Origin of the sequence: Kribbella lupini, assembly GCF_039529595.1 — a bacterium.
Lineage (GTDB): Bacteria > Actinomycetota > Actinomycetes > Propionibacteriales > Kribbellaceae > Kribbella > Kribbella lupini.
In genome coordinates, this window is the sequence record NZ_BAAANC010000001.1 from 1,578,931 (window position 1) to 1,603,839 (window position 24,909).

21 protein-coding genes are annotated in these 24,909 nt (G+C 70.0%); 12 read left to right on the forward strand and 9 right to left on the reverse strand.

Annotated features, from left to right (window positions below):
• The first annotated feature begins 5 nt into the window (after positions 1-5).
• Positions 6-1,115 carry an ABC transporter ATP-binding protein gene (locus ABD235_RS07245; protein WP_344171255.1) on the forward strand — a complete coding sequence of 370 codons (1,110 nt, stop codon included), beginning with the start codon at positions 6-8 and terminating at the stop codon, positions 1,113-1,115.
• Positions 1,116-1,184: 69 nt separating this feature from the next.
• Here the strand turns inward: ABD235_RS07245 and ABD235_RS07250 are convergent, their stop codons facing one another.
• The 3 genes from ABD235_RS07250 to ABD235_RS07260 form a co-directional block, all read right to left on the reverse strand.
• On the reverse strand, positions 1,185-1,445 hold the full coding sequence (locus ABD235_RS07250) for an RNA polymerase sigma factor (RefSeq protein WP_344171257.1): 261 nt from the start codon (positions 1,443-1,445) through the stop codon (positions 1,185-1,187).
• Positions 1,446-1,545: 100 nt separating this feature from the next.
• Positions 1,546-2,667: a hypothetical protein gene (locus ABD235_RS07255; RefSeq protein WP_344171259.1), complete on the reverse strand. Its 1,122-nt coding sequence runs from the start codon at positions 2,665-2,667 to the stop codon at positions 1,546-1,548.
• Entirely contained in the window at positions 2,664-3,191 is a 528-nt protein-coding gene (locus tag ABD235_RS07260) for a SigE family RNA polymerase sigma factor (RefSeq protein ID WP_344171261.1), read from the reverse strand. Before ABD235_RS07260 ends, ABD235_RS07255 begins: the two co-directional genes overlap by 4 nt.
• A gap of 208 nt (positions 3,192-3,399) precedes the next feature.
• Here ABD235_RS07260 and ABD235_RS07265 point away from each other — a divergent pair, with 208 nt between their 5' ends.
• The 5 genes from ABD235_RS07265 (at position 3,400) to ABD235_RS07285 (ending at position 9,377) form a co-directional block, all read left to right on the forward strand.
• Complete coding sequence (locus ABD235_RS07265; protein WP_344171263.1) at positions 3,400-4,236, forward strand: MIP/aquaporin family protein; 837 nt, start codon at positions 3,400-3,402, stop codon at positions 4,234-4,236.
• Between the two features lie 33 nt (positions 4,237-4,269).
• Positions 4,270-5,787, forward strand: coding sequence for a glycerol kinase GlpK (glpK, locus tag ABD235_RS07270; RefSeq protein ID WP_344171265.1), 1,518 nt, complete (start codon positions 4,270-4,272; stop codon positions 5,785-5,787).
• 52 nt (positions 5,788-5,839) lie between these two features.
• The gene (locus tag ABD235_RS07275; RefSeq protein WP_344171267.1) at positions 5,840-7,552 is read left to right on the forward strand and encodes a glycerol-3-phosphate dehydrogenase/oxidase; all 1,713 of its coding nucleotides are present in this window, start codon (positions 5,840-5,842) and stop codon (positions 7,550-7,552) included.
• A gap of 127 nt (positions 7,553-7,679) precedes the next feature.
• Positions 7,680-8,489, forward strand: a complete 810-nt coding sequence (locus tag ABD235_RS07280; RefSeq protein ID WP_344171269.1) for a GNAT family N-acetyltransferase — start codon at positions 7,680-7,682, stop codon at positions 8,487-8,489.
• Between the two features lie 72 nt (positions 8,490-8,561).
• Positions 8,562-9,377 carry a GNAT family N-acetyltransferase gene (locus tag ABD235_RS07285; protein WP_344171271.1) on the forward strand — a complete coding sequence of 272 codons (816 nt, stop codon included), beginning with the start codon at positions 8,562-8,564 and terminating at the stop codon, positions 9,375-9,377.
• Here the strand turns inward: ABD235_RS07285 and glpK (ABD235_RS07290) are convergent.
• The 5 genes from glpK (ABD235_RS07290) to ABD235_RS07310 all read right to left on the reverse strand — a co-directional run bounded on the left by glpK (ABD235_RS07290) (position 9,374) and on the right by ABD235_RS07310 (position 16,887).
• The gene (gene glpK / locus ABD235_RS07290; RefSeq protein ID WP_344171273.1) at positions 9,374-10,897 is read right to left on the reverse strand and encodes a glycerol kinase GlpK; all 1,524 of its coding nucleotides are present in this window, start codon (positions 10,895-10,897) and stop codon (positions 9,374-9,376) included. The genes ABD235_RS07285 and glpK (ABD235_RS07290) overlap by 4 nt on opposite strands.
• A complete protein-coding gene (locus tag ABD235_RS07295; RefSeq protein WP_344171275.1) occupies positions 10,897-11,655 on the reverse strand; it encodes an IclR family transcriptional regulator in 759 nt (252 codons plus the stop codon). Before ABD235_RS07295 ends, glpK (ABD235_RS07290) begins: the two co-directional genes overlap by 1 nt.
• A gap of 46 nt (positions 11,656-11,701) precedes the next feature.
• Positions 11,702-14,206, reverse strand: a complete 2,505-nt coding sequence (locus ABD235_RS07300) for an ABC transporter permease (RefSeq protein ID WP_344171277.1) — start codon at positions 14,204-14,206, stop codon at positions 11,702-11,704.
• Positions 14,206-15,000: an ABC transporter ATP-binding protein gene (locus tag ABD235_RS07305; RefSeq protein WP_344171279.1), complete on the reverse strand. Its 795-nt coding sequence runs from the start codon at positions 14,998-15,000 to the stop codon at positions 14,206-14,208. The genes ABD235_RS07300 and ABD235_RS07305 overlap by 1 nt, the downstream gene beginning before the upstream one ends.
• Positions 15,001-15,201: 201 nt before the next feature.
• Positions 15,202-16,887 carry a ribonuclease J gene (locus tag ABD235_RS07310; protein WP_344171281.1) on the reverse strand — a complete coding sequence of 562 codons (1,686 nt, stop codon included), beginning with the start codon at positions 16,885-16,887 and terminating at the stop codon, positions 15,202-15,204.
• Between the two features lie 466 nt (positions 16,888-17,353).
• On the opposite strand from ABD235_RS07310, the gene ABD235_RS07315 reads away from it, so the two are divergent.
• From ABD235_RS07315 to ABD235_RS07330, 4 genes are all read left to right on the forward strand, one after another.
• Positions 17,354-18,529: a VOC family protein gene (locus tag ABD235_RS07315; RefSeq protein ID WP_344171283.1), complete on the forward strand. Its 1,176-nt coding sequence runs from the start codon at positions 17,354-17,356 to the stop codon at positions 18,527-18,529.
• Between the two features lie 189 nt (positions 18,530-18,718).
• On the forward strand, positions 18,719-19,105 hold the full coding sequence (locus ABD235_RS07320) for an ArsR/SmtB family transcription factor (protein ID WP_344173683.1): 387 nt from the start codon (positions 18,719-18,721) through the stop codon (positions 19,103-19,105).
• Positions 19,106-19,167: 62 nt separating this feature from the next.
• On the forward strand, positions 19,168-19,884 hold the full coding sequence (locus ABD235_RS07325; RefSeq protein WP_344171285.1) for a cation diffusion facilitator family transporter: 717 nt from the start codon (positions 19,168-19,170) through the stop codon (positions 19,882-19,884).
• A gap of 185 nt (positions 19,885-20,069) precedes the next feature.
• Positions 20,070-21,065 (forward strand): ATP-dependent DNA ligase, encoded by a 996-nt coding sequence (locus tag ABD235_RS07330; RefSeq protein ID WP_344171287.1) that lies wholly within the window; start codon positions 20,070-20,072, stop codon positions 21,063-21,065.
• A gap of 649 nt (positions 21,066-21,714) precedes the next feature.
• Here the strand turns inward: ABD235_RS07330 and ABD235_RS07335 are convergent.
• A complete protein-coding gene (locus ABD235_RS07335; RefSeq protein WP_344171289.1) occupies positions 21,715-22,605 on the reverse strand; it encodes a RecB family exonuclease in 891 nt (296 codons plus the stop codon).
• A gap of 150 nt (positions 22,606-22,755) precedes the next feature.
• On the opposite strand from ABD235_RS07335, the gene ABD235_RS07340 reads away from it, so the two are divergent.
• The gene (locus ABD235_RS07340) at positions 22,756-23,580 is read left to right on the forward strand and encodes an intradiol ring-cleavage dioxygenase (protein WP_344171291.1); all 825 of its coding nucleotides are present in this window, start codon (positions 22,756-22,758) and stop codon (positions 23,578-23,580) included.
• A 35-nt stretch (positions 23,581-23,615) separates the two neighbouring features.
• Complete coding sequence (locus tag ABD235_RS07345; protein WP_344171293.1) at positions 23,616-24,773, forward strand: site-2 protease family protein; 1,158 nt, start codon at positions 23,616-23,618, stop codon at positions 24,771-24,773.
• The last annotated feature ends 136 nt before the right edge of the window (positions 24,774-24,909 follow it).

A 24,909-nucleotide genomic window follows, 5' to 3' on the forward strand; every position in this document is an offset into this window, starting at 1 on the left:
CCATTGTGACCACTGCCGAAACCGAAGCCGTCAAGGCCGATCCCGTCGACGGCGAGCCGTTGCTGTCGACAACGAACCTGACCAAGCACTTCCCGATCCGCAAGGGCCTGCTGCAGCGCCAGACCGGCGCCGTCCAGGCGGTGGACGGGCTGACCTTCAGCGTGATGAAGGGCGAGACGCTGTCGCTGGTGGGGGAGTCGGGCTGCGGCAAGACCACCACCGGCCGGCTGCTGACCCGGCTGCTGGAGCCGACCGACGGCCAGATCGTGTTCGAGGGTCACGACATCAGCCACATCGGCGACGGCAAGATGCGGCCGCTGCGGCGTGACATCCAGATGATCTTCCAGGACCCGTACGGCTCGCTGAACCCGCGGCACACGGTCGGCAAGATCGTCGGGGCGCCGTACCGGCTGCAGGGCGTCAAGCCCGAGGGCGGCGTCAAGAAGACCGTCCAGGAGCTGCTCGAGCTGGTCGGGCTGAGCCCGGAGCACTACAACCGGTACCCGCACGAGTTCTCCGGCGGTCAGCGGCAGCGGATCGGGATCGCCCGGACGCTCGCGCTGCGGCCGAAGCTGATCGTGGCCGACGAGCCGGTGTCGGCGCTGGACGTGTCCATCCAGGCCCAGGTGGTGAACCTGCTGGAGGACCTCCAGAAGGAGTTCGACCTGACCTACGTGATGATCGCGCACGACCTGTCCGTGGTCCGGCACGTGTCGGACCGGGTCGCGGTGATGTACCTGGGCAAGATCGTCGAGCTGGCCGACCGGGTCAGCCTGTACGAGAAGCCGATGCACCCGTACACGCTGGCGCTGCTGTCGGCCGTGCCGATCCCGGACACCAACCGCAAGACCAAGCGCGAGCGGATCCGGCTCGAGGGCGACGTCCCGAGCCCGATCAACCCGCCGCCGGCCTGCCGCTTCCACACCCGCTGCTGGAAGGCGCAGGAGATCTGCAAGACGGTCGAGCCGCCGCTGCTGCAGATCGCCCCGGGCCACCAGAGCGCGTGCCACTTCCCGGAGAACGCCACCGCGGAGCAGAGCGCCATGGCGCTCAAGGCCGCCGAGACCAACCCCGGCAAGGACTCGGTCGGGACGGTCCAGGACCTCACCCGCTGACTCGGTTGCACAGCACAACGGCCGGGAACCCTCCTCGAGGGGTCCCGGCCGTTCGGCGTACGGGGTGGGTCAGCGGGCGACCCGCTGCAGGAGCAGGACGGCGTCGGGGCCCAGGTGGGAGCTGAGGCGGCGCAGGCCGTGGCTGGTGCGGCGCTTCACCGCCGGGACCGAGCAACCCAGGATGCCGGCCGCTTCCGTTTCCGTGCGGGACTCGTAGAACCGCAGGACCAGCGCGTCGCGCTGCCGGGCCGGCAGGTTCTGCAGTCCGGCCTCGAGCCAGTCGCGGGCCGTCACGTCGTCGCGGTGAGCGGTCGTGGCGTGCTGATTCACCTGAGATTCCCCCTTCGAGCTTTCGTCTCCCGATGACATGACGCTCTGGCCCCCACGATCGGTTGCACCTGATCGGTGGATTTCTTTCGGAGTTTTCCGATCATTCGTCGAGCGGGAAGCCGACCGGCAGCTGGAAGCCGGCCATCTCCGACGGGCTGGGCGCGAAGCGGGCGACGGCGACCTCGCAGTCCAGGGCCGAGGTCGAGCACCTGAGCAGGTCGACCGGTGCGGTCTCGTCCTTGCGGAACCCGACCGCGTAGAAGCTGCCGTCGCCCTGCCACTGCGTGGGCACGATCAGAACGTAGTCGGGGAACTTCAGCGGCAGTTGCCGACCGGTCTGCAGATCGAACAGCCTCACCTCGTCGGCCATGTCGGTCATCAGGTACCGGGCGCTGGGGGAGACGTTGGCGTCCCACCCGTCGTAGATCCTCACCGGGGGCTTGCGGAGATCGGTGCCGACGGCAATCTGTTGGGTCTGGCTGGGGGGCTGAAGCACCTCCCAGGTGAACAGGCCCGCGTCCACGCCGTGCAGCTGGTCCGGAGCGGCCTTGGGGTCGATCAGGGTGTTGGTGCCGGTGGCCAGGTTCCAGCGGTGGACGGCGGTGCCGGTGGAGAAGTAGGCGAAGCCGTCGTCGATCGCGGAGACCCGGGGCAGCTTGTCCTCGGGAGCGTTCGCGACCGTGCCCTGGGCCGTCCGGACGACCTCGCGGCGGGCCGCGACGTCGTACACGACGAACTCGGGGCGTTCGGGACCGCTGTCGACCCAGCCGACCAGGGTGCCGGCGTCGTCGACGGTGAGGCGCTTGACGGTGTCGCCCGCGCCGATCGTCGTGATCCGGCGGCCGTCGGCGACCTTCACGGTGCCGTCGGGGGTGACGTAGACGAAGCCGGCGTCGGTCTGGACGAAGGCGGCGATCTGGTCCTTGCCGACCCCGATCGTCTCGGAGCCGAAGCGGATCTCGCCGTCCTTCGCGTACGTCGGACGCCGCTCGGTGAAGTTCCCGAGCTCCCCGGCCGGTGGAGCTGAGTCGTCCACCACCCGGACGGCGGTGATCCCGCCGGCCACGACCGCCACGCTCGCCGCGGCGACGGCCAGCCGGGTGGCGATCTTACGACGCCGGATCCGGCGGTCACCGGTCCGCATCACCGCGTCCAGGTCGAGGGCCGGCTCGGTGACGGCGTCGGCGTGCTCGGTCAGCGTTTCCTTGATCAGGCCGGTCACTGGGCCACCACCAATTCGATCGTCAGTTCCGCGTCAGGGCCTAGCCGGGCCCGCAGCTTCTTCAGGGCGTGCGCCGTCTGGCTCTTCACCGTGCCGACGCTGCAGCCGAGGATCCGGGCGGTCTCCACCTCGGTCAGGTCCTCGTAGTACCGCAGCACCAGCGTGGCCCGCTGCCGTGGCGGGAGCTGGGAAAGCTCTTGCCAGAGCCACAACCGCGCCGTCACGTCGTCGTCCTTGCCCCGCGACGGCAGCTCGGGCACGTCGTCCCGCGGCCGTTCGCCGTGCCAGGACTTCCGCCGGTACCAGCCGATCGCCGTGCTGGTGATCGCCTTCCGGGTGTAGGCCTCCGCGTTCGCCGAGTCCCGCAGCCGGTGCCAGCCGACGTACGTCTTGGTCAGCGCCTCCTGCACCAGGTCCTCGGCCAGCCCCCGCTCACCCACCAGCAGGTACGCGTACCGGAACAACGCCCGGTGCCGACTCACCGCGAACTCCGCGAACTCCCCGGTACTCCGTCCGGTGCCCATCAGGCCCCTTTCCCGCCCGCCGCCCCGCGCGGTGAGCCTCCTCTGCCCGCCCAGACGTGATCAACCCGGGAAAAGGTTGTACGAGTGTCGCAGTGGTCCGGTCCACTCCCGCGTTCGACAATGTCGAACGTACGGCGTTGTGCCGCCTCGCAAACGCTCCTACATTCCAGTCCTCCGTGGTCGTCACGGGGTGGAAGGGAGACAGAGCATGGCTACGACCGAAGCGGTCAAGGCAAAGACCCTTCTGGGGGAAATGTCCGCCGAGCTGGCCGGTACGTTCATCCTGATCCTGTTCGGGTGTGGTGTGGTGGCGCAGGTGGTCGCCGCGGGGATCGGGGACCACGACTCCATCGCGTGGGCCTGGGGGCTCGGGGTGACCCTGGGCATCTACGTCGCGGGGCGGATGACCGGCGCTCATCTGAACCCGGCGGTGACGATCGCGCTGGCGGCGTTCCGCGGGTTCTCCTGGAAGAAGGTGCTGCCGTACTCGGTGGCCCAGTTCCTCGGCGCGTTTCTGGCGGCTCTGGTGGTCCGCTGGAACTACACCGAGGCGCTGAACAAGTTCGACCCCGGGCTGACGATCAAGAGCCAGGGCGTGTTCTCCACCCTGCCGGGCAACGGCAGCCTGGATCTCGGCGTCGGGATGTGGGGCGGTTTCCGCGACCAGATCATCGGTACCGCGATCCTGATGCTCGTCATCCTGGCGATCACCGACCTGCGCAACACCTCCCCGGGCGTCAACCTGGCGCCGTTCATCGTGGGTCTCCTGGTGGTCGGCATCGGGATGGCGTGGGGCACGAACGCCGGGTACGCGATCAACCCGGCCCGCGACTTCGGCCCGCGGCTGGCGTCGTTCTTCACCGGGTACGGCGGAGCGTTCAAGGATCAGTTCGGGGACGTCTACTTCTGGGTGCCGATCGTGGCCCCGATCATCGGAGCCCTGCTGGGCGCGTTCCTGTACGACCTGCTGGTCGGACGCAACCTGCCGATCGCCGACGAGGACGAGGAACCGGGCCGCATCCCCGAGGACAGGACCGCCGCATGAGCAGGCCAACAGCGTGTGAGGAGAGGACTTTCCATGGCTGACTTCGTCGGTGCCGTCGACCAGGGCACCACGAGCACCCGTTTCATGATCTTCGACCACTCCGGCAACGAGGTGGGCAAGCACCAGCTGGAGCACTCCCAGATCCTGCCGCAGGCGGGCTGGGTGGAGCACAACCCGGTGGAGATCTGGGAGCGGACCAGTTCGGTGATCAGGACCGCCCTGAACCAGAACAACCTGCAGGCGAGCGACCTCGCGGCGCTCGGGATCACCAACCAGCGCGAGACCGCGGTGGTCTGGAACCGCCGGACCGGGCGGCCGTACTACAACGCGATCGTCTGGCAGGACACCCGCACCGACCGGATCGCGTCGGCGCTGGAGCGTGAGGGCAAGGGCGACGTCATCCGGCAGAAGGCCGGGCTGCCGCCGGCGACGTACTTCTCGGCCGGCAAGGTGCAGTGGATCCTGGAGAACGTCGACGGGGTCCGCGAGGCCGCGGAGGCCGGTGACGCCGTCTTCGGCAACACCGACACCTGGCTGCTGTGGCACCTGACCGGTGGCGTCGACGGCGGGGTGCACGTGACCGACGTGACCAACGCCAGCCGCACGATGCTGATGAACCTGGAGACGCTCGACTGGGACGACGAGCTGATCTCGTTCTTCAACATCCCCCGGCAGATGCTGCCGGAGATCCGTCCGTCGTCCGACCCGAACAAGTACGGCGAGACGCTGGCCAACGGCCCGCTCGGTGGCGTCGTACCGCTGACGGGTGACCTCGGGGACCAGCAGGCCGCGACGGTCGGTCAGGTCTGCTTCAACCCGGGCGAGGCCAAGAACACCTACGGCACCGGCAACTTCATGCTGCTGAACACCGGCACCGAGCTGGTCCGCTCCAAGGCGGGCCTGCTGAGCACGATGGCGTACAAGTTCGGCGACGACGCGCCGGTCTACGCGCTGGAGGGCTCGATCGCGGTGACCGGGTCGGCGGTGCAGTGGCTGCGGGACCAGCTCGGCATCATCTCGGGCGCGAGCGAGACCGAGACGCTGGCCCGGCAGGTCGAGGACAACGGCGGGGTGTACTTCGTCCCGGCGTTCTCCGGCCTGTTCGCGCCGTACTGGCGCTCCGACGCCCGGGGCGCGATCGTCGGGCTGTCGCGGTTCAACACCAACGCTCACCTGGCCCGAGCAACACTGGAAGCGATCTGCTACCAGAGCAAGGACGTGGCCGACGCGATGGAGAAGGACTCCGGGGTGAAGCTCGAGGTGCTCAAGGTCGACGGCGGTGTCACGGCCAACGAGCTCTGCATGCAGATGCAGGCCGACATCCTCGGCGTCCCGGTGAGCAAGCCGGTCGTCGCGGAGACCACGGCACTCGGCGCGGCGTACGCGGCCGGGCTGGCGGTCGGGTTCTGGAACAACACCGACGAACTGGTGCAGAACTGGAACGAGGACAAGCGCTGGAGCCCGGAGTGGAACGACGAGCAGCGTGCGGCCGGGTACAAGGGCTGGGAGAAGGCCGTCCAGCGGACGCTCGACTGGGTCGACGTCGACTAGCGGCCCCGAAGTACGGCAGTAAGCAGTAGCGACAACCGGAAGGAACAGCACAGTGGCTGTAGTGGCTCTGTCCCCGCAAGCGAGGTCGGAGGCCATCGACGCGATGGCGGACGGCCGCGAACTGGACGTCCTGGTGATCGGCGGTGGGGTGGTCGGCACCGGCTCGGCCCTCGACGCCGCGACCCGGGGCCTGACCACCGGGCTGCTGGAGGCTCGCGACTACGCGAGCGGAACCTCCAGCCGGTCCAGCAAGCTGATGCACGGTGGCTTGCGGTACCTGGAGATGCTCGACTTCCGGCTGGTGCACGAGGCGTTGCAGGAGCGTGGGCTGCTCCTGCAACGCCTGGCACCGCACCTGGTCAAGCCGGTGCCCTTCCTCTACCCGCTCCAGCACCGCTGGTGGGAGCGGTTCTACGCGGGCGCCGGCGTGGCCCTGTACGACGCGATGGCGGTCAGCTCGGGCAACGGCGCCGGCCTGCCGATGCACCGGCACCTGACCCGGCGCGGCGCGATGCGCCTGGTGCCGAGCCTGAAGAAGTCGGCCCTGGTCGGCGCGCTGCAGTACTACGACGCCCAGGTCGACGACGCCCGGCACACCATGGAGCTGGCCCGGACGGCGGCGTCGTACGGCGCGCACGTCGCGAACCGGGTCAAGGTGACCGGTTTCCTCCGCCAGGGCGAGCGGGTGACCGGCGTCCAGGCCAAGGACCTGGAGAGCGGCCGCGAGTTCGAGGTCCGCGCCAAGCAGGTCGTGAACGCGACCGGGGTGTGGACCGACGACACCCAGGCGATGGTCGGCGAGCGCGGGCAGTACCACGTGCGCGCGTCGAAGGGCATCCACCTGGTCGTGCCGAAGGACCGGATCCAGTCCAGCACCGGGATGATCCTGCGGACTGAGAAGTCCGTGCTGTTCATCATCCCGTGGGGCCGGCACTGGCTGATCGGAACCACCGACACCGACTGGAACCTGGACAAGGCCCACCCGGCCGCGACCAGCAAGGACATCGAGTACCTGCTCGACCACGTGAACGCGGTGCTGAACACGCCGCTGACCCGTGAGGACGTCGAGGGCGTGTACGCCGGGCTCCGGCCGCTGCTGGCGGGGGAGTCGGAGAGCACGTCCAAGCTGTCCCGCGAGCATGTCGTCGCGCACGCGGCGCCCGGGCTCGTGGTGGTTGCCGGCGGCAAGTACACGACGTACCGGGTGATGGCCAAGGACGCGATCGACGCGGTCGCCAACGCGCTCGACGGCCGGGTCCCGAAGTGCACCACCAAGACGATCCCGCTGGTCGGCGCGGACGGGTACCCGGCGCTGTGGAACCAGCGGCACCTGATCGCGCAGGAGTCCGGGCTGCACGTGGCCCGGATCGAGCACCTGCTGAACCGGTACGGCGCGCTGATCAACGAGGTGCTCGCCCTGGTGAAGGAGGACCCGTCGCTCGGTGAGCAGCTGCCCGGGACGCAGGACTACCTGAAGGCCGAGGTCGTCTACGCGGCCCGCTCCGAGGGCGCCCGGCACCTGGACGACGTCCTGGCCCGGCGAACCCGGATCTCGATCGAGGCCTGGGACCGCGGCGCCGGCGCGGCCGACGCGGCAGCGCGGTTGATGGCGCCCGAGCTCGGCTGGGACGAGGCCACGATCGAGCGCGAGGTGTCGTTCTACCTGCAGCGGGTCCAGTCCGAGCGGGACTCCCAGGACCAGCCGGACGACGAGTCGGCCGACAAGGTCCGCCTGGGTGCGCCGGACATCGTGTCCCCGGCCTGACGGTCGCCGGCCCGGAGCACCTCCGTGGGGGTGCTCCGGGTACCCGGTTGGCGAGTTCTTGCCAGGAAGGTGCTCAGGGCAACGAGTTGGTCAGCTCCTGTTTCCCTGTGCGGGCTAGGCTTTCGGCATGGACATGGTTGCGCGCGCGGAGGCGGTCGAGGCGAATCTGATGCTGGCGGTGCCCCAGGCCGGCCAGCGGGTGCTGGAGCGGATGGGGCTGGCCGTGCGACGGATCGGCGGCGGGATCGCGTTGTCGGCCAGCAAGGACCCGTCGGGGTTCTGGTCGAAGGCGCAGGGCTTCGGGTTCAGCGAGCCGCTGACCGGGGACGTGCTCGCCGAGGTGATCGACTTCTACCGCTCGGAGGGGACGCCGAGCGCGAACTTCCACCTGCTGGACCGGGTGCTGCCGGCGGACTGGCCGGAGCTCGCCGCGAAGTACGAGCTGACCCCGGGATCGACGCTGGTCAAGCTGCAGCGTGACGACCGCCCGGTCGCGCCGGCGCCGACGACGTTGCGGGTCGGCCCGATCTCCGCCGACGACTGGACGGCCTGGGCGGCGGTGCAGATCGAGGCGTTCGAGTTCGCGGACGGCGACGGGCGGATGGCCGAGATGCTCGCCTCGATCGGGCGGATCAAGAACGTCACGGCGTACGGCGCCTGGGACGGGGACCTGCTGGTCGCCACCGGTGCCCTGTACGTCGACGGCGACGCCGCCGAGCTCGTTAGCGGCGCGACCCGGCCGGAGTACCGGGGCCGCGGAGCCCAGTCGGCGCTGGTCGCCCGCCGTACGCAGGACGCGCTCGCGGCGGGCTGCCGCTGGGTGTTCTCGGAGACCGGCAAACCAGGTCCCGGCGAGCGGAATCCGTCGCTGGACAACCTGCAGCGCGCCGGCTTCGCGGTGATCTACGACCGTCCGATCTGGTCCTGGAAGGCCTGACCCGGACGGTTTGCCCGACCGGCATAAGGTCGGGTCGGAACATCGTCACGGGGATGTGGCCTGGAGGAATGCATGGATCGGATCGCCGAGCTGCTCGAAGCGGCTGAGGCGGAAGCGGTGTGGGGCTACGAGACGTCGGCCTCACCCGCGGTGGCGGAGTCGCTGAAGCTCGCGAGCCGCCGGATCGGTGGTGGTGTCGTGCTCGCGATGCCCGACGACGTGACGAACTACTGGAGCAAGGCGCTCGGCTTCGGCTTCGCGTCGCCGGTGACGCTCGACCTGGTCGAGGAGATCACCGACTTCTACCGCACGCACGGCGTCCGCCTGGCGACGCTGCAGTTCGCGCCGTCGGTGCTGCCCCGGGACTGGGAATCGATCGCGGCGAAGACCGGACTCACCGCCGGTGGGACCTGGCTGAAGCTGGCGCGGCTGGCCGGGCTGGTGGAGTCGGCCGACACCGACCTGCGGATCGGGCAGGTCCCGGTCGAGCAGGCCGAGGAGTGGGCGACGACCTTGACGCGCGGCTTCGGGATGCCGGCCGACACACTGGTGCCGATGATCTCGGCGGTCGTCGGTCGCCCCGGCTTCACGGCGTACGGCGCCTGGGACGGCGACACGATGGTCGGCGCGGCCTCGCTGGCGATCCACGACCAGGTGGCGTCATTCGCGGGTGCGGCGGTGCTTCCGGCGTACCGGGGGCGTGGCGCGCAGTCGGCGCTGCTCGCGGCCCGCGCCCGGCAGGCGTCGGCCGAGGGTGCGAAGTGGTTGAGCGCGGAGACCGGCAAGCCGGCCGACGGCGAGCAGAACTCCTCGCTGAACAACATGCTCCGCACCGGCTTCGAGATCCGCTACGCCCGGCAGAACTGGATCTGGCGCGCCGACGACTAGTCGTTGCCGTCCTGCTGCTCCGGGCGGATCCAGCCGAAGGTGCGTTGGACCGCCGCCTGCCAGTTCGCGTACTCCATGGCTCGGCGGTCCGGGTCCATGTCGGGCAACCACTGGCCGGCGCGGTGCCAGTTGCTGCGCAGGCCTTCGAGGTCCGGCCAGTAGCCGACCGCCAGGCCGGCGGCGTACGCGGCGCCGAGCGAGACGGTCTCGGTCACCATCGGCCGGACCACCCGGACGTCGAGCAGGTCGGCGAGGAACTGCATCAGCAGGTTGTTCGCGGTCATCCCGCCGTCGACCTTGAGCGCCTTGAGCGCGATGCCGGAGTCGGCGTTCATCGCGTCGACGACCTCGAGCGTCTGGAAGCCGGTCGCCTCCAGCACCGCCCGGGCCAGGTGGCCCTTGGTGATGTACGACGTCAGCCCGGCGATCACACCGCGCGCCTCGCTGCGCCAGTGCGGCGCGAACAGGCCGGAGAACGCGGGCACGATGTACGCGCCGCCGTTGTCGTCGACGGTCCGGGCCAGCGTCTCGATCTCGGCGGCCGTGTGGATCAGCCCGAGTCCGTCGCGGAACCACTGGACCAGCGAGCCGGTGACGGCCATCGAGCCTTCGAGCGCGTACGCCGCCGGCTGGTCGCCGATCTGGTACGCGACGGTGGTCAGCATGCCGTGCGTGGACCGGACGATCTCCTTGCCGGTGTTGAGCAGCAGGAACGAGCCGGTGCCGTACGTGCACTTCGCCTCACCCGGGCTGAAGCAGGTCTGGCCGAACAGCGCCGCCTGCTGGTCGCCGAGCGCGGCGCCGATCCGTACGCCGGGGAGCACGGTCGTCGCCGTACCGAAGACGCCGGAGGACGGGCGGATCTCGGGGAGCACGGATCGTGGCACGTTGAACGCGTCGAGCAGTTTGTCGTCCCACTCGAGCGTCTCGATGTTCATCAGCATCGTGCGGCTGGCGTTGGTGACGTCGGTGGCGTGCAGACCGCCCTCCGGTCCGCCGGTGAAGTTCCAGATCAGCCAGGACTCCATCGTGCCGAACAGGACGTCGCCGGCTTCGGCGCGGGCGCGCAGGCCGGGCGTGTGGTCGAGCATCCAGCGCAGGCGGGGCGCGGAGAAGTACGTGGTGAGGGGGAGACCGCAGAGGTCGACGAAGCGGTCGGCGCCTTCGTCGCCGGCCAGCTCGGTGATCAGCCGGTCGGTGCGGGTGTCCTGCCAGACGACGGCGTGACCGACCGGCTGACCGGTCCGGCGGTCCCAGAGCAGGCTGGTCTCGCGCTGGTTGGTGATGCCGATGGCAACGATCTGGGACGGTGCCGCGCCGATCTGCCGGACCGCGGCCGGTACGACGCGGGTGACGTTGCGCCAGATCTCCGCGGCGTCGTGCTCGACCCAGCCGGGGCGCGGGAAGTACTGCTTGTGCTCGCGCTGGGCCACCGAGACGAGTCGCCCCCGGCGGTCGAAGAGGATGCAGCGCGTGGAGTTGGTCCCCTGGTCCACTGCGGCGACGTACTGCTCAGCCATCAGCCATCGTCTCTGAGGTCGCGGCCGATGGCCTCGGCGGTGGCGCGGACCATGGTGACCAGGTCCGTGCGGTGGCGCAGGCGGGAGTCGCAGATCCGCTCGATCCGGCCGGTGAGGCCGACGGCACCGACGACGAGACCGCCCAGGCCGCGGATCGGCGCGGCGATGCCGGCCAGCTCGACCGTGTGCTCCTCGAACTCACCGGCCCAACCCTTGGCGCGGACCGCGGCCAGTTCGTCGGCGAGCCGCGCGGGTTCGAGGATCGTGCGCGTGGTGAAGGCTTCGAGGGTCTTCGGCTTCGCCGCGCCGCTGGTGTCGAAGGCGAGCACCGCCTTGCCGAGCGCGGTCGCGTGCGGCGGCAGCGTCGTACCGACGTCCAGGTCCTGGTCGCTGTCGTCGGGCCGGAAGACGTGGTGGACGACGACCACCTTGCCCTCGACGAGCCGCCCGACCCGGACCACCTCGCCGCTGCGTGAGGCCAGCGAGTCGGCCCAGTTGATCGCGCGGCTCCGCAGTTCGTTCGGGTCGAGGTAGGTCTCGCCGAGGCGGCCGAAGGCGTCGCTCAGGCGGTAGTGCGCGCCGGACCGGTCCTGCTCGACGAAGCCGACCTGGTGCAGCGTGCGGACGATCCCGTGCACTGTCGCCTTGGCCAGCCCCAGTGCGTTGCCGAGATCCGCGACGCCCAGTCCGTTCGGCGCGGCCGCGAGCAGGCGCAGCACTGCGGCAGCTCGCTCGATCGATTGGACGCTGCCCGGCACACCGGCAGGCTACCGGTGATCAACTCCCAGCGGATGAGTTCAGCGGCTACTCAGTTGCGATCGCGCGCAGGACGTCCAGCCGCGCTGCACGGCGTGACGGCCAGATCGCAGCCAGTACGCCGACAACCGCCGCGACCACGACCGCCGCGACGAGCTGCAGCACCGGTACGTCGAGCACGCCGAGCCCGTCGTCGGCCATCACGTGCTGCACCGCGGCCCCCGCGAGCGCGCCGACCACCAGCCCGAGGATCGCGCCGAACACCGCGATCGCGACCGCCTCGACCTGCAGCATCCGCCGGACCTGCGGCCGGTCCATCCCGATCGCCCGCAGCAGCCCCAGTTCGCGGGTCCGCTCGACCACGCCGAGGGCGAGCGTGTTCACGACGCCGAGCAGCGCGATCAGCACGGCGAACCCGAGCAGGGCGCCGACGATGCCGAGGATCCCGTTGATCGGGCCGCGCTCGGCGGCGGCGTACGCCTGCTGGTCCCGGACGGAGACCGACGGGTAGTCCCGGATCGCCCCGAGCACGGCCTGCTGGACGGTTCCGGCATCGGTGCCGTCGGCAACGTCCAGGTAGAGGGTCGCGTCGATCTCGCCGCCGCCGAGCCCGGTGAACGTCGGCAGGCTGGTGACGACGGCGTCGAGCTGGCGGTTCGGGGCGATGATCGCGCCGACGGTCAGTGCGTGCTTGCCGGTGGTCGTGGTCACGGTGAACGACTGGCCGACCGTGAGCTCGAGCTGGTTCGCGAGGTTGCGGGGGAGGGCTGCCTGACCCTTGGCGAGGCTTGCGAGTGATCCGGCGGTGGTGGTCACCGTGATCGGGCCGTCGAGCGTGCCGTCGGAGACGCCGGCCAGCGTGATCGGCCGGTCGTCGACCTCGCCGCCGGACTGGCGGACGCGATGGACGGCCGAGATGCCCTGCACCTTCGCGAGCTGGTCGCCGACCGCCGTACTGAACGGGCGCTCGCCGGTCACCACGAGCTCGGAGCTGCCGATCGCGTCGGCGATGCCCTGGTCGACCGAAGCCTTCGCCGACGCGGCGATCACGAACAGCCCGCTGACCAGCGCGAGCGAGATCATCAACGCCGACGCGGTGGCCGACGTACGGCGCGGGTTGCGCTCGGCGTTGCGGCGGCCGAGGACGACGGCGGCCTGACGGCCGAGCGGAAGCATCAGCGCGCGTACGGCGTACTGGCTGATGAGCGGGAGCGTCATGACCAGGCCGAGCAGGACCAGGGCGGTGGTGAGGCCGACGAGGATCGCGCCGGGCAGGCCGGTGGCCCTCAGTGAGACCAGGAGCAGGATGATCGCCATCAGCAGGAGGAAGGCGCCGAGGGCGACGCGGACGACCAGGCTGCGTTCCGGGATGGTGGTGTCGGCGCGCAGGGCAACGACCGGCGGGAGCTTGCCGGCTCTCCGGGCGGCGGGATAGGCAGCGGCGGTGGTGATGCCGATGCCGAGCAGGTACGACGCGATGATGGTGGCGGGGCTGACCTGGAGTGCTGCCGACGGGATCGCGAGGTCGAGGCGTTGGTACATGTACTGGATGGCGGCCGCGACGCCGACCCCGAGCAGGAGTCCGAGCGTCGAGCCGATGACACCGATCACGAGCGCCTCGGCGAGGACCGTGCCGGTGACCTGGCCGCCGGAGGCGCCGACCGCGCGGAGGAGGGCGAGCTCGCGGCTGCGTTGGGCGACGACCATCGCGAAGGTGTTGACGATCAGGAACGTGCTGACGAACAGCGCCAGGCCGGCGAACAGCAGGAGCGCCGCGGTGAGGCCGCCGAAGGTGTCGTCGAGGGCGCTCTCGCCGTCGGCCGAGACCTGGGCCGCGGTGCGGACCTCGACGGTGCTGCCGACCGCGTTCTGGATCGCGCCGCGGACGGTGTCGGGGTTCTGGCCGGGTTGCAGGGCGACGCCGATCGAGGTCCAGCCGGGCTTGCCGAGGAGCAGGAGCTGGGCGGTGGCGCTGTCGAAGGCGACGAGGGGTGCGCCGGCCGACGTACCGGACAGGCCTGGGGTCGTGAGCCCGGTCAACGTCGCCGTGACGGCGCGGGCGGGGGTGACGACCTTGACCTTCTGGCCGACCTCGTAGCCCTCGCGGTCGGCGGTGTTGCGGTCGAGGGTGAGCTGCTCAGGGCCCCACGGCGCGGTGCCCTGGACGAGCTTGAACGGCGCCGTCCGGTCGTCGTGCGGCCAGCTCGCGCCGAACGTGGCGAGGCTGTAGGTGTCGATCGGCCGGCCGTCCTTGGCCAGGATCTCGACGTCCGGGACGAGCAGCTGGGCGTCGGTCGCGGCGACGCCTGGCACGGCCGCGATGCGGTCGGCGACCTCGATCGGGAGCGTCGGCGTACCGGTTTTGAGTGTGGAGACCGGAGTGACGGTGAGGTCGGCGGTCGTGCCGGCGAAGTTCTTCTTGAGGGCGGCGGCGAGGGTGTCGCTGAAGACCATCGCGCCGCTGACGAACCCGATGCCGAGCAGGACGGCGATCGTGCACAGGACGAACCGCAGCCGGTGCGCGAGCACCGACCGGAGGCCGAGCTTGAGCATCAGCCGGCCTGGGCCTGGGTGGGGCCGTCGGTGCTCACGGTCGCCTGGGGGGATTCGAGGCGTTTCATCGTGTCGAGGACGGACTCGGCGGTCGGGTCGACGAGCTCCTCGCGCAGCCGGCCGTCGGCGAGGAACAGCACGCGGTCGGCGTACGCGGCGGCGGTCGGGTCGTGCGTCACCATCACGACGGTCTGGCCGAACTCGCGGACCGAGCGGTGCAGGAAGGCAAGGACGTCGGCCGAGGCGCGGGAGTCGAGGTTGCCGGTCGGTTCGTCGGCGAAGACCACGTGCGGGCGTGAGGCCAGAGCGCGAGCACAGGCGACGCGCTGCTGCTGACCGCCGGACAGCTCGTTGGGCTTGTGCTGCAGGCGGTCCTTCAGGCCGACGGTCTCGACGATCAGGTCGAGCCAGGCCTGATCGGGCTTGCGGTTGGCGAGGGTCAGCGGGAGCGTGATGTTCTCGAGCGCGGTCAGCGTCGGGACCAGGTTGAACGCCTGGAAGACGAAGCCGACGCGGTCTCTTCTGAGATGCGTGAGGGCCTTCTCGGTGAGCCGGGTCAGCTCGACGTCGCCGAGGAAGACCTGCCCGCTGGTCGGCCGATCCAGGCCCGCGAGACAGTGCAGCAGCGTTGATTTGCCCGATCCCGAGGGGCCCATGATCGCGGTGAACCGGCCCTGCCCGAACTGCACGCTGACGTCGGCCAGCGCGTCGATGCGGGTCTCACCGCTGCCGTAGCTCCGGCCGAGCCCGGAGGTGGTGATCGCAGCAGCCTGCGCGACGGTTTCCGCGGTCATGGGGGAACGCTAACGTGCGAGGGTTCCTCAGCGGCGTACAGGCCTCGCTCGCTGTCCGATGCCCGTGGTCCCGGCCGTCGCCATTTGGTGGGTTAACCCCTCAACTTGTGGGTTCAAGGTCTGCATACGACCAGCGAACCCACCATTTCGGGGGTTAACCCTCCAAATGCGCAGAGCTGCGGCGGCGCGAGCTGTGGCGGGTCAGGCGTCGATGACCACCGGGATGACGACCGGGCGCCGGCGCCAGTGGCGGTAGGTCCAGTTGCCGACCGCGCGGCCGACCAGCTGCTCGAGCTGGCTCGCGTCGCCGATCGCCTCCGAGGCGGCCCGCGCGAGCGCCTCCTCGATCACCGGGATCACCGGCTTGAACGTCGTGTCGTCGTGGACGAATCCACGCGCCAGGAAGTCCGGCGGCTCGGCCAGCTTGCCGGTGTTGGCATCGACCAGCAGGACGACGGTGACGACGCCCTCCTCGCCGAGCGTCCGGCGGTCCTTCAGGTTCGCCTCGGTCACGCCGCCGACGGTCATCGCGTCGACGTACACGTACCCGGCCTCGACCTTGCCGGTGATCTTGGCCCGGCCCTTGTGCAGGTCGACCACCACGCCGTCCTCGGCAATGATCACCCGGTCGGCCGGTACGCCGGTACTGACGGCAAGTGCCGCGTTGGCCTTCAGGTGCCGGAACTCGCCGTGCACCGGCATCACGTTGCGCGGCTCGACCAGGTTGTAGCAGTAGACGAGTTCGCCGGCGCTGGCATGGCCGGAGACGTGCACCTTGGCGTTGCCCTTGTGCACGACGTTCGCGCCCCAGCGGATCAGCCCGTTGATCAGCCCGTAGATCGCGTTCTCGTTGCCCGGGATCAGCGAGCTGGCCATCAGGACGGTGTCTCCGTCGCCGATCCGGATCATGTGGTCACGGTTGGCCATCCGGGCCAGCGCGGCCATCGGCTCGCCCTGCGACCCGGTGCAGACCAGCGTGACCTTGCGGTCCGGCAGCTGCTCGAGCTCCTTCAGGTCGACGATCAGGCCCTTCGGCACGTTCAGGTAGCCCAGGTCGCGCGCGATGCCCATGTTGCGCACCATCGAGCGGCCGACGAACGCGACCTTGCGGCCGCCCGCCTTCGCCGCGTCCAGCACCTGCTGGATCCGGTGCACGTGGCTGGCGAAGCTCGACACGATGATCCGGCCGGGCGCGGTCCGGAAGACCTGGTCGATCGCCGGACCGAGGTCCTTCTCGGCGGTGGTGAAGCCCGGGACGTCGGCGTTCGTCGAGTCCGTCAGGAACAGGTCGACGCCCTCCTCACCCAGCCGGGCGAACCCGCGCAGGTCGGTGAGCCGGCGGTCCAGCGGGAACTGGTCCATCTTGAAGTCGCCGGTGTGCAGCACCAGACCGGCCGTGGTCCGGATCGCGACCGCCAGGCCGTCCGGGATCGAGTGGTTCACCGCGAGGAACTCGCACTCGAACGGACCGAACCGCCGCTTCTCGTCCTCCTTCACCTCCACCGTCACCGGCTTGATCCGGTGCTCCTTCAGCTTGGAGGTGATGAACGCCAGCGTCAGCTTCGAGCCGACCACGGGGATGTCCCCGCGCTCCTTCAGCAGGTACGGCACCCCGCCGATGTGGTCCTCGTGCCCGTGGGTGAGAACGATCGCCTCGATCTTGTCCAGCCGCTCCCGGATCCACCCGAAGTCGGGCAGGATCACGTCGACGCCGGGCTGGTGCTCCTCGGGGAACAAGACACCGCAGTCGACCACCAGCAACTTGCCCCGGTGCTCGAACACGGTCATGTTCCGGCCGATCTCACCCAGACCGCCCAGAGCGACCACGCGCAGGGCGTCATCGGGGAGGCGGGGCGGCTGACCAAGATCGGGATGCGGATGACTCATAGCCTGGACGTTATCCGAGCCCCCTGTCACCCCGTGGCACCGACCTCACTTCCACGCGTGTGACCAGCACCTCAGAACAAACTTCGGGCGGTACTGCGGGAGGTTCGTTCTGGGGGATTTGGTGGGCCCCCACCCTGTCGGTGGTGCTCCTGGGAGAGCCCGCCCGCCCACCTCTGTGGAGCGTGGGGGATGGGTTGGTGGGTGGTGTGGGTGCATGGCCGATTGGCTTTGGCCCCACCCCGGGCGGTGGCGCGGCGGGTTGGTCCCGGCCCACCTCTGTGGAGAAGGGGACTGCGTTGGCGCGCGGGTGGAGTGCGCCGCGGTGGGTCAGGCCGCCTCTTGCTTCGGGCGCCTGATCCCTGCCTTCCCCCGGGACGGTTCGATGGGTACCTGAGCGTCATCCCTCGCCCGGACCGACCAACCAACAGGAAGGCGATCGTCCGGGATCGGCCCTACAGTGCCGGGCATGGCAGACAGCGGAACGGATTGGCGGCTCCTCGACGGCGTAGCGACGGCTTGGTTCGGCGCGACGTCGCTCACCGAGGCGGCCGGGCTGGCAGAGCGCATCGTGGAGTTGTCGGCCGACATCGCGGTCGACGTGCGGGCTACAGGCGTGCGGGTACGCCTCGACTCGGGCGAGCACGCCGAGGCGGTATCGGCCGCCGCGCGCGAACTCGGCCTGACCGCCGATCCCGCCGCGCTCCAGCACCTGAGCGTCGTACTCGAATCCGCAAACCCACCCGAGGTGCGGCAGTTCTGGCAGCGCGTACTGGACTACGCACCGGGGGAGGACGGCGGTTTGGTGGACCCCCTACGCCGCGACCCTGCCCTGCGGATCCGGCAGTCGACCGAGCCGCGGCCCTTGCGGCACCGCATTCACCTCGACGTCGTACGGCCAACCGCAGCAGTCGAGCAAGTGGGCCTCGGCGAAGGCTCGGGACCGTACGGCGTCTGTCACTCCGACCCCGACGGCAACGAGGTCGACCTCGTACCGGGCGATCCGCTCGGTGAGACGCCCGAGACTGCCGACTGGCAGGCCGTGTTCAGCGCCGTTGCCTGCTACCGCGTCACCTCGCCGACGCAGCAACGCGACCTGACCGCCGCGGCCGCGGCACTCGCGGATGCCGCCGGCTTCCCGCTGCTGATCGACCTGCGCCCCGGCCTCGTCATCCTCGACACCGGCAAGGACCGGTGGGAAGCCGACGCCCACGGCCTCGATCTCGACTTCACCGACCTCGCCGAAAAGATCCAGACTGCCGCCCGCGAACTCGGCGCGACCCCGGAGCCGGGGCTGCCGCGCTTCGTTCAGCTCTTCCTCGACGCCGCTGATGTCGAAGCGGTCCGCGCGTTCTGGCTCGCCGTACTCGGCTACGCCCCCGACCGGCGAACCGGGCTGCGCGACATCCACGATCCGCGGTGGCTCAACCCCGTACTGCTTTTCCAAGAGCTCGACGCCTCGGACACCGAACGCCGCCGCCAGCGCAACCGCATCCACTTCGAGCTCGCCGTACCGCCGGACCTCGCGCAGCCCCGCCTCGCCGCAGCCATCGCAGCCGGCGGCCGGCTCCTCGACGAGTCGACGGATCGCTGGCGAGTCGCCGACCCCGAGGGCAACGAGTTGGTGATCGTGAGCGGGGCCTGAACTCGCCTTTCACTGAGCCCGCGCTTCCTGTTGAGCCACCGCGGCGTCGGCCTCACCAGAGACGACGAGTGCGGTGACCAGTAGGCGTAGTCGCTGACCTCGCGTACGGATCAGGACTCGCGAGGAGGCCGGCGGGCTGCGGACGCGCTTCACAAACCGCCCCGCTGTCGATAACATCGCCGCATGGCGATGACGACACGAGTTGGCGTTGACTTGCAAGCAGGACCCGGCGAGATTGACGAGACAGCCGCGCTGTCCGTCGCGGCCTGCCTGTTCAACGGCTTCAGCGACGCCTCCCGGCTCGCGATCGTGCGGCACCTGGCCCTGGGCGAGCAGCGCGTGGTCGACCTGACCGAACACCTCGGCCTGGCTCAGTCCACCGTCTCCAAGCACCTGGCCTGCCTCCGCGACTGCGGCTTGGTCGAATCCCGCCCGGTCGGCCGCGCGTCGATGTTCACGCTGACCCACCCCGAAGCCACGCTCGACCTGCTCACAGCCGCCGAGCGCCTGCTCCGGCTGACCGGCGACGCGGTCGCCCTCTGCCCGAACTACGGCGAGGCGGCGAACACAGCATGAGCAACTCCGACCAGGCCAGTACGCCGGCCCCAGGCTCTCGGGCAGAGCTATCACTCGAGCCCGTGCAGCTCACGCCCACACCCAGCACCTGGACCACCGACCCCGAACTCTGCCGCAAGCTCAGCCGCCGCGCGCAGCTCCTCGCCGGCGCCTCGGTCACGTACAACGTCATCGAAGCCGCGATCGCCATCAGCGCCGGGCTCGTCGCCGGTTCCGTCGCGCTGGTCGGCTTTGGCCTGGATTCGGTTGTCGAGGTCTCCAGTGGGCTGATCATCCTGTGGCAGTTCCGCCACCGCCTGCCCGAGACCCGCGAGAAGCAGGCGCTACGCCTGCTCGCCTTCTCGTTCTTCGGCTTGGCCGCGTACGTCGGCTTCGAATCGATCCGCTCCCTGATCACCGGCGCCGACCCCGAGACCTCACCGGTCGGCATCGGCCTGGCGATCGCGTCGCTGATCGTCATGCCGTTCCTGTCGTGGGCCCAACGCCGTACCGGCAAAGCCCTCGGTTCCAACGCCGTAGTCGCCGATTCGACCCAGACGCTGCTCTGCACCTACCTGTCCGCCGTCCTGCTGGTCGGCCTCCTCCTCAACGCAACCCTCGGCTGGGGTTGGGCCGATCCCATCGCCGGCCTGGTCATCGCCGCGGTAGCAATCCGAGAAGGCCGAGAAGCCTGGCGCGGCGAAGGCTGCTGCTCACCCATCGCAGGCGGCGCGACGGCAGGTGACCCGGTCGCCTGCGGCTGCAGCGGTGGCACCTGCACAGACGGCTGCTGCAACTAGCCGAGCCAGCCGCTCGCCACCGCGCACAGCGCTTGCCGCTTCACTGAACGTTTCGAGGCTGACCGGACCGACGGACGAAACGGCACAACGTCGCGATGCCTGCCGACTGGTGTGGGGCCGTCATCGTCGTCGGCCTGACATGCTCGCGTGATGGACCGAACGCTTGCCTAGAGCAACACTGAGGTGTGGCCGAGCTTGGTCCCGATCTCCTCGGGCCGGTAGCACTGGAACTGGCCCGGGCCGAAGAACACCTCCCCGGGCCCCACGCCATGCCGGGAGGTTCGCGCTTCGAGCTGAAGTGGGACGGCTTCAGGGTCGGCGCGGTCTGCCGGGCCGGCGCCGTACAGCTGTGGTCGCGCAACGGCACGGACTTCACCGCGAAGTTCCCCGACATCCAGGCAGCCCTCGCCGAGCAGGTGGACACAGACTGCGTGCTCGACGGCGAACTCGTGGTGTGGACCGGCGAGCGGATGGACTTCGACGCGCTGCAGGCGCGGATGGTGAACACTGCGGCGACGGTACGGCGCCGCCTGGTTCCGGCGCAGCCTGCTTCGCTGGTGGTGTTCGACGTGCTCGCCGTCGGCGGCGTCGACGTGCGGCCGATGCGATGGACGGCCCGTCGCAACCGGCTCGAGTCTCTGGCGAAGGCGTGGCGTCCGCCGCTGCAACTTTCTCCGGTCACCGGCGATGTCGCCGAGGCGCGCGAGTGGCTGGAGGCGTTCAAGGTCTCCGGGGTCGAGGGGCTGGTCGTCAAGGGCGCGACCAGCCGGTACCAGCCGGGCCGCCGCGAGTGGGTGAAGTGGAAGACCCGCGACACCGTCGAGGCGATCGTCGGCGCGGTGACGGGGTCGCTGCGGCGCCCCGAGGTGCTGGTCGTCGGCCGGTACCGCGGCAAGGACCTGGAGGTCGTCGGCCGGACGGTCAAACTGACCGAGTCCCAGTCCGCGACGATCGGGAAGCTGCTGAAGCCGGCCGGTGTCTGGCATCCGTGGCCGGACCAGATCGCGACGCACTGGGGCCGCGGAAGCAAGACCCCGATCGTGAAGGTCCGCCCGACAGTGGTGGTCGAGGTCGCCGCCGACGCCGCCCTGCAGGCCGGCCACTACCGCCACCCGCTACGCCTGGTCCGACACCGCACCGACCTGGAACCGACCGACGTCGAAACACTGCCGCCTCACTGATCGAGTGCGGTCGGCCCCGGACAGGCGGGTGTGGAGTTGCTCTCGGCCCCGGTCCGGCGGTGGAGCAGAGCTCGCACCGACCATCATCCGCGTGAGGGCGAGAACAGCTTGTCGGTCACCATCTTCAACCGCCAGCGCATCCACCTGGCGCCCACAGTGGTGGGTGGGTGGGACGAGTCCACGGGAACCACCATCCGGGTGAGGGCGCGTCCGATCGGCCGAGCATCCGGCACTCTCGTCAGCGCATCCGCCAGCTCTCCACAGTGGTGGGCGGGTGGGACGAGTCCACGGGAACCACCATCCGGGTGAGGGCGCGTCTGATCGGCCGAGCATCCGGCACTCTGGTCAGCGCATCCGCCAGCTCTCCACAGTGGTGGGCGGGTGGGACGAGTCCACGGGAACCACCATCCGGGTGAGGGCGCGTCCGATCGGCCGAGCATCCGGCACTCTCGTCAGCGCATCCGCCAGCTCTCCACAGTGGTGGGCGGGTGGGACGAGTCCACGGGAACCACCATCCGGGTGAGGGCGACTCCGATCGGCCGAGCGCCCTGCACTCCCGTCAGCGCATCCACCGGCTCACCGCAGTGGTGGGCGGGCGGGCCAAGTCCACGGCAACCACCAACAGGGGGTGGGCGAAACCCAACTGCCCTCAGCCGTCGAGGCCGACCAGGTCCACACCGGCGGACTCTTCCGCGACCTCCTCGACCGAACGCGCAGGAAGCGGCGGTGGTGTGCCGCCCCAGGCGGGGCAGAGTGCCTTGTGGTCGCACCACTCGCACAGCGGGCCGCGGCTGGGGCGCCAGTCGCCGGACTCGAGGGCGAGGGTGATGGCGGCCCAGAGGGCGGTGACCTTGCGCTCGCAGGCTCGGAGGTCGTCCTCGTCGGGCTCGTACCGAACGATCTCGCCGTTGCCGAGGTAGACGAGTTGGAGCATCGTCGGGACGACGCCGCGCAGGCGCCACAGCACCAGCGCGTAGAACTTCATCTGGAACAGCGCCTTCGCCTCGAAGAACTCCGACGGGGAGCGGCCGGTCTTGTAGTCGACCACGCGGATCTCGCCGGTCGGCGCGACGTCCAGGCGGTCGACGTACCCGCGCAAGGTGAGACCCGACTCCAGCTCGGTCTCGACGTACAGCTCGCGCTCGGCCGGCTCCAGCGCGTTCGGGTCCTCGAGGGTGAAGTACTTGCCGAGCAGCTTGTGCGCCTCGGCCAGCCACTTGGCCAGCTCCTCGCCCTCGGCGTCGTCGGCGAACAGCTCGGCGACCTCGGGCTCGGCTTCGAGGATGCGCTGCCACTCGGGCTCCAGCATCCCGGCGGCCTGCTCCAGCGTGCGCTGGCCGCGGGGCAGGTCGTACAGACGTTCCAGTACGGCGTGCACGACCGTGCCGCGGACGGCGGCGGACGACGGCTTCTCGGGCAGGCGGTCGACGACGCGGAAGCGGTACTTCAGCGGGCAGCTCATGAAATCGGCCGCGCGGGAGGGGGACAGCGCACCGTTCGGGTGGCTGCCGCTGTGCACGACTGCTGCTGCGACGCTCATGGCAAAACCCTAGGCGCTGCCACCGACATCCCGCGTACGCACCGCGACAGGCTGTGGACAACGTTCACAGCAACCTCCCAGCGGACTTTCGGCGAACCATCGGCTCCACTCGGCACGCTGGAGACCTCGAGCGACGGCAAGGGGCACACGATGACACCGCACGAACACGATCTGGGACTGGTCCACGACCTCGGCACACTGCGCCGCCGCAACGTCCTGCGCCTGCTGGCCGGCGCCGGCCTGGCAGTCGTCACCGGCTGCGCGACCGACGACAGCACCAGCACCGGTACGACGAGCACCAGTACGACTCCAACGACCACCAGCAGCACCCCGACAACCACAGCAGACTGCGTGGACGAGATCCCCGAGGAGACCGACGGCCCCTACCCGGGCGACGGCTCCAACGGGCCGAATGTCCTCACCGAGTCCGGCATCGTCCGCAGCGACCTCACCAAGTCGTTCGGCTCGTCGACAGGCGTCGCCACCGGCGTACCGCTGACTGTCGAGCTCACCATCCAGGACGCCGACAAGTGCGCCCCGCTGGCAGGCGCGGCGGTCTACCTCTGGCACTGCGACGCCCAAGGCCGCTATTCCCTCTACTCCGAGGGCGCAGAGAACGAGAACTATTGCCGCGGCGTCCAGGCCGCCGACGCGAACGGCAAGGTCACCTTCACCACGATCTTCCCCGCGGCGTACGACGGACGCTGGCCGCACATCCACTTCGAGGTCTACGCGTCCCTGACCGAGGCGACCGCCGCCGGGAAGATCAGCGCGACCTCCCAGCTTGCCCTGCCGGAGGACGCCTGCAACGCGGTCTACGCCACCAGCGGGTACGACGGAAGCACCCAGAACATGTCCCGCACGTCCATCGCGAACGACAACGTGTTCCGCGACGACGGCGCCGAGCACCAGCTCGCGACGGTCAGCGGAAGCGTCGACGCGGGCTACCGGGCGCGGCTCACCGTGGGCGTGTAGCGCGCGGTTACCGGGCGCCCAGTAGGTTTAGGCCGATGTCAGAGCCGCGTGAACCTCAGAACCCCGCCCAGCCGGCCGGTGCGCCGACGCCCGGTACATGGGTGCTCGGTCGTGTCCGCGGGATCCAGCTGACCATGCGGTTCACCTGGCTGCCGGTGGCGATCCTCCTGGCGGTCGGCTTCTCGGCGGTCATCGCGCAGCAGTTCCCGTACCTGTCCGGCGGCTGGCGGTACTTCGCGTCGTTCGCCTTCGTGGTCGCGTTCACGCTGTCGGTGCTGCTGCACGAGCTCGCGCACGCGCTGATGGCGTTGCGGTTCAAGATCTCCGTCACCGAGATCAACCTGGGCTTCTTCGCGGCCGGCACGCACATCGAGGGCGAGCGCAAGTCGCCGCTGGAGGAGTTCGCGATCTCGGTCGTCGGGCCGATCGCCTCGCTGCTGGTCGGCGGTCTCGCGTACGCCGGTTCGCGGGCCCTCGACGAGGGCGTCGCGTACGCCGTCGTGATGCAGCTCGCGGTGGCCAACCTGATCGTCGGCGTCACCAACTTGCTCCCGGGTCTGCCGCTGGACGGCGGCTGGGTGCTGCGGGCCGCGGTCTGGAAGGCGACCGGGAACATGCACACCGGCACGATCGTGGCCGCGTGGGCCGGCCGGGTCATCGCGATCGCCGTACTGGCCGCGCCGGTGATCCTGGAAGAGGTGTTCGACCGGAACCCGACGCTGATCGACTTCGTGATCGCGCTGGCGGTCGGGTTCTTCCTGTGGATGGGGTCGACGGCGTCGCTGATGCAGGCGCGCCTCAAGCAGAAGCTGCCGGCGCTCCAGGTGCGCTCGCTGGCGCGCCGCGCGATCGCGGTCCATGCCAGTACGCCGATCTCCGAGGCCGTCCGCCTCGCCGCGCAGGGCCAGGCGGGTGCCGTCGTGGTCATCGACGGCGACGGCAAGCCGCACGCCCTGGTCCAGGAGGCCGCCGTCACCGCGGTCGCCCCCAACCAGCGCCCGTGGACCACCATCGGCGAGGTCGCCACCCGGATCAGCGCGGGCCACATCATCGGCGTCAACGACACCGGCGAGGAGATCCTCGCCACTCTCCGGAAGAACCCCGCCTCGGAGTACCTGGTCCTGGACACCCACGGCCAGGTCTACGGCGTCCTCGCCACCGCCGACGTGGAACGAGCCTTCCGCCGCCGCTGAGCGTCCGAAGTAGCGGGTGCGGAGCCGGTAGCGTCCGAAGATCTCGCACGCGTCCGAAGAAGCGGGTGCGGAGCCGGTAGCGTCCGAAGATCTCGCAGGCGTCCGAAGAAGCGAGCGCTACAGCCTCGGGTTGTTC